1 protein-coding gene is annotated in these 4,229 nt (G+C 74.3%); it reads left to right on the top strand.

Annotated elements, in window-relative coordinates; translation table 11 throughout:
* Window positions 1-4,229: type I polyketide synthase (locus IEJ02_RS47520; protein WP_191070464.1), on the top strand; the 4,229-nt coding region annotated here is incomplete at both ends.

The raw sequence follows: 4,229 nt of genomic DNA, 5'->3' as shown, positions 1-4,229 counted from the left end.
GACCGCTTCTACATCTCGCTGGGCGAGGCGTGGACGCGGGGCGTGGCCGTGGACTGGGCCGGGGTGTTCGACGGTACGGGCGCGGTCCGCGTCGAGCTGCCCACGTACGCCTTCCAGCACCAGCACTACTGGCTCGAGGCGGGCAGCCCCGCCGCTGCCGCCGCCACCGCCGCCGACCCCGTCGAGGCCCGCTTCTGGGAGGCCGTCGAGCGCGAGGACTGGCAGGCGCTCGCCGCCGAGCTGGACGTCGACGACGACGAGCGGGTCAGCGCGCTGCTGCCCGCCCTGGCGTCGTGGCGCAAGCAGGCCCGTGAGCAGTCCACGGTGGACGGCTGGCGCTACCGCGTCACCTGGAAGCCGCTCGCCGACAGTCAGTCCGCGCGGCTGACCGGCGCGTGGCTCGTCGTGGCCCCGGCCACAGAGGCCACCGGGACCACCGAGGACACCGAGACCACCGGGACCAGCTGGACCACCTGGACCGACGCCGTGGCCGGTGTGCTCGCCGAACGCGGCGCTGACGTACGGCGGATCGCCGTAGACACCGACACCGACGGCCGCGACGAGCTGGCCGGGCGGCTGCGCGCCGCGCTCGCGGAGACCGACGGCATCCCGTTCACCGGAGTGCTGTCGCTGCTGGCCCTCGACGGCCGTCCGCACCCCCGCCACGCCTCCGTCCCGGCCGGAGTGGCGGCGCAGCTGGCGCTGGTGCAGGCCCTCGGCGACGCGGGGATCGGCGCGCCGCTGTGGTCCGCCACCCGTGGCGCGGTCTCCGTGGGCCGCGCGGACCCGCTGGAATCCCCCGAGCAGGCGCTGGTCTGGGGTCTGGGCCGGGTGGCCGCGCTGGAGCACGGCGAGCGCTGGGGCGGTCTGGTCGACCTGCCCGGCGCGCCCGACGAGCGGGCGCTGGCCCGGCTGGTGACCGTGCTCGCCGGGGCCGAGGAGGAGGACCAGGTCGCGATCCGCGCCACCGGGCTGCTCGTCCGCCGTCTGGTGCGCGCCCCGCTGGCCGCCACGCCCGCCGTACGGGCCTGGAAGCCCACCGGCACCACCCTGGTCACCGGCGGTACTGGCGCGCTGGGCGCCCATGTGGCGCGCTGGCTGGCCGCAGGCGGCGCCGAGCACCTGGTGCTCACCAGCCGCCGTGGCCTGGACGCCCCGGGCGCGGCGGATCTGCGGTCCGAACTGACCGAGCTCGGCGCCAAGGTCACCATCGCCGCGTGCGATGTGGCCGACCGCGCCCAGGTCGAGGCGCTGCTCGCGGACATCCCCGCCGAGCACCCGCTGACCGCCGTCGTCCACACCGCCGCCGTGCTGGACGACGGGGTGATCGAGGGCCTGACCCCGGACCAGGTGGACCGGGTGCTGAAGGTCAAGGTGGACGCCACGCGCCATCTGCACGAGCTCACCCGCGATCTGGACCTGAGCGCGTTCGTGCTGTTCTCCTCCTTCGCGGCCACCTTCGGCGCGCCCGGCCAGGGCAACTACGCGCCGGGCAACGCCTTCCTCGACGCCTTCGCCGAGCACCGGCGCGCCCAGGGCCTGCCCGCCACCTCGCTGGCCTGGGGCCCGTGGGGCGAGGGCGGGATGGCCGAGGGCGGCGTCGGTGACCGGATGCGCCGCCACGGCGTCATCGAGATGGCGCCGCGGTCGGCCGTCACCGCGCTCCAGCACGCGCTGGACCGCGACGAGTCGGTGCTCACCGTCGTCGACATGGAGTGGAAGCGCTTCGTCCTCGCCTTCACCTCCGGCCGCTCCCGTCCGCTGCTGCACGACCTGCCCGAGGCGCGGGACGTCATCCAGGACATGGCCGGGGACGCCGAGGCGGACGGCGCGGGCGCGGTCGCTCTCGCCCAGCAGCTCGCCGGGGCGCCGGAGGCCGAGCGGGAGCGGCTGGTGCTGGACCTGGTGCGCACCGCCGTCGCGGCCGTCCTGGGCTACGCGGGCGCCGACGACGTCGAGGCGGGCCGGGCGTTCAAGGAGCTTGGCTTCGACTCGCTGACAGCTGTGGAACTCCGCAACCGGCTCAGCGCCGCCAGCGGGCTGAAGCTGCCGCCGACCCTGATCTTCGACTACCCCACGCCCACCGTGCTCGCGCGCCATCTGCGCACCGAGCTCGCGGGCGGGCAGCGGGCCGCCGTGGCCGCGCTGCCGACCGCGGCGGCGCTCGCCGACGACGAGCCCATCGCCATCGTCTCCATGAGCTGCCGCTTCCCCGGCGGTGTGCGTACCCCCGAGGAGCTGTGGCAGCTGCTCGCCTCCGGTGGCGACGCGCTGTCGGAGTTCCCGGGCGACCGCGGCTGGGACGTCGAGTCGCTGTACAACCCGGACCCGGACGCGCAGGGCACCAGCTACACCCGCGAGGGCGGATTCCTCACCGGGGCCGCCGACTTCGACCCCACCTTCTTCGGGATCTCGCCGCGCGAGGCCATGGCGATGGACCCGCAGCAGCGGCTGCTGCTGGAGACCTCGTGGGAGGCGTTCGAGCGGGCGGGCATCGACCCGGCCACGCTGCACGGCAGCCCGGCCGGTGTCTTCGTCGGCACCAACGGCTCCGACTACTCCATCCTCATGCGCAGCAACACCGAGGGCTATGAGGGCCACCTCGCCACCGGCAGCGCCGCGAGCGTCGTCTCCGGCCGCCTCTCGTACACCTTCGGCCTGGAGGGCCCGGCGGTCACCGTGGACACCGCGTGCTCGGCGTCGCTGGTGGCGCTGCACCTGGCCGTCCAGTCGCTGCGCCAGGGCGAGTGCTCGATCGCGCTCGCGGGCGGCGTGACCGTGATGGCCACCCCGGGCACCTTCATCGAGTTCAGCCGCCAGCGCGGACTGTCCTCCGACGGCCGCAGTAAGGCGTTCTCCTCGGACGCGGACGGCTTCAGCCCGGCCGAGGGCGTAGGGCTCCTGCTGGTCGAGCGGCTGTCGGACGCGCGGAAGAACGGCCACCCGGTCCTTGCCATCGTGCGGGGCTCGGCGATCAACCAGGACGGCGCGTCCAACGGTCTGACGGCGCCCAACGGCCCGTCCCAGCAGCGCGTCATCCGGCAGGCCCTCGCCAACGCCCGGCTGTCCGCCTCGGAGGTGGACGTCGTGGAAGCCCACGGCACCGGTACGACGCTGGGCGACCCGATCGAAGCGCAGGCGCTGCTCGCCACCTACGGCCAGGACCGGCCCGACGGACAGCCGCTGCTGCTCGGCTCCATCAAGTCCAACATCGGCCACGCCCAGGCGGCCGCCGGTGTCGCGGGTGTGATGAAGCTCGTGCTCGCGCTGCGCCACGGCGTGCTGCCGGAGTCGCTGCACATCGTCGAGCCCACCCCCCATGTGGACTGGTCGACGGGCGACATCGAGCTGCTGACCGAGGCGCGGGAGTGGCCCGAGACCGGCCGCCCGCGCCGGGCCGCCGTATCCTCGTTCGGGTTCAGCGGCACCAACGCACACGCCATCATCGAGCAGGCACCCACGGAGGAGCCGGGCGAGGCCGAGCCGGTGACCCGGCCGCTCGGCGCGGTGCCGTGGACGGTGTCCGGCAAGAGCGAGGCGGCGCTGCGCGCCCAGGCCGCCAAGCTGCTGGCCCACCTCGACGCCGACCCGGCCCCGCGCCCGCTGGACATCGGCCACTCGCTGGCCACCACCCGCGCCGCCTTCGAGCGGCGGGCGGTGCTGGTGGGCACGGACCGGGACGATTTCGTCCGGGGTCTGGACGCCCTGGCTAGGGGGCAGGTCCTGCCGAACCTGGTGCAGGGGGCCTCAATCGGGGGCAAGGCCGCATTCGTGTTCCCAGGACAGGGGTCACAATGGGTAGGCATGGCCGTGGAGCTGTTGGATGCTTCACCGGTGTTCGCTGCCCGTATTGATGAGTGTGCCGTCGCGCTCGCGGAGTTCACCGACTGGTCGTTGGTGGATGTGCTGCGCGAGGCGGAGGGCGCACCGTCACTGGAGCGGGTGGACGTCGTTCAGCCGGTGCTGTTCTCCGTGATGGTGTCGCTCGCGGAGCTGTGGCGTTCGGTGGGCGTGCGCCCGGCGGCCGTGGTCGGCCACTCCCAGGGTGAGATCGCCGCCGCGTGCGTGGCGGGGATCCTGTCGCTGAAGGATGCGGCCCGTGTGGTGGCGTTGCGCAGCCAGGCGATCGGCCGGGTGCTGGCGGGCAAGGGTGGCATGGTGTCGGTGGCGCTTCCGGTGGCGGAGGTACGGGAGCGGATCGCGCCGTGGGGCGAGGAGCGGATCTCGGT

The sequence above is a fragment of the Streptomyces sp. 5-10 genome, from assembly GCF_014712245.1.
Taxonomy (GTDB): Bacteria; Actinomycetota; Actinomycetes; order Streptomycetales; family Streptomycetaceae; genus Streptomyces; species Streptomyces violaceusniger.
This window is presented reverse-complemented; position numbering and strand designations above follow the sequence as displayed.